Source organism: Streptomyces sp. NRRL B-1347 (assembly GCF_000720325.1).
In the GTDB taxonomy this organism is placed as follows: domain Bacteria; phylum Actinomycetota; class Actinomycetes; order Streptomycetales; family Streptomycetaceae; genus Streptomyces.
Genome location: NZ_JOJM01000237.1, coordinates 1 through 1,131 on the forward strand (window position 1 = coordinate 1; position 1,131 = coordinate 1,131).

The 1,131-nt window shown below is 68.0% G+C and carries 1 protein-coding gene; it reads left to right on the plus strand.

From position 1 onward, the window contains the following. The first annotated feature begins 137 nt into the window (after positions 1 to 137). Positions 138 to 1,012, plus strand: a protein-coding gene (locus tag IG74_RS50640; RefSeq protein ID WP_199818999.1) for an IS5 family transposase whose coding sequence is annotated in 2 segments (ribosomal slippage) — positions 138 to 482 and positions 485 to 1,012 — 873 coding nt in all. Because the reading frame shifts where the segments join, the coding sequence is not laid out codon by codon here. The last annotated feature ends 119 nt before the right edge of the window (positions 1,013 to 1,131 follow it).

Here is a 1,131-nt window from a genome sequence, read left to right on the forward strand (position 1 = left end):
CGAGGCGGCTCCCCGATACCGGCCCGCGGTGCACCGTCCGCCCGCTAGGCTGGAAAGACCGCTCCTGACCAGCGGTAATGGTGAAGTCCCACTGGAGTATATCGGAAGTGGACCTTGAGGTGAGATGATCTTGTTCTGTGGCACGTGGAGATCTGACGGATGCACAGTGGGCCTGCCTGGAGCCGTTGTTGCCCCAAGGCAAGAAGCCGGGCCGTCCGCCGATATGGACCAGGCGGCAGCTGATCGACGGCATACGGTTTCGTACCCGCACCGGCGTCCCGTGGCGGGACGTGCCGGAGCGGTACGGGCCCTGGGCCCGCTCGTACGACCTGTTCCGCCGCTGGCAACGGGACGGCACCTGGCAGCGGATCTTCAACGCGCTGCAGGCCCGGGCCGACGCCAAGGACCTCATCACCTGGGACCTCAACATCGACTCCACCGTTGCCCGGGCCCACCAGCACGCCGCCGGGGCGCGGAAAAGGGGGACCTGCAAAAGGAGCCGCCCGGCGGGATCGGCGTCGAGCCGGACGACCACGGGCTCGGCCGCTCGCGCGGCGGTCTGACCACCAAGCTGCACCTGGCCGTCGAGCAGGGCCAAAAGCCCATGTCCATCGTGGTCACGGCCGGACAGCGCGGTGACTCCCCGCAGTTCGAGCCGGTTCTGAAGAAGGTCCGCGTCGCCCGCCTGGGCGCCGGACGGCCGCGGACCCGGCCCGACCGGGTCCGCGCCGACAAGGCGTACGCCTCCCGCAAGAACCGCGCCTACCTGCGCAGGCGCGGAATCCGCTGCACCATCCCGGACAAGGCCGACCAGGCGGCTCACCGCAAGAAGCGCGGCTCTCGCGGTGGCCGGCCGCCCAAGTTCGACGCCGGGGACTACAAGGCCCGGCACGCGGTCGAATGCGGCATTAATCGCCTCAAAAGGCACCGCGCTGTGGCCACGAGATACGACAAGCTCGCGGTCCGCTACGAAGCGACCGTCCTCGTCGCGGCCATCAACGAGTGGCTGTGATTAGCACATCCGATACACGCCCTACTGATCTTTTCGTAAGTTCGGTGGGTGTTGTGGGTGGATGGTCAGGCCGGTGTGGGTGAGGAAGGACCAGGGCAGTTGCGGGTTGCGGTTGATGC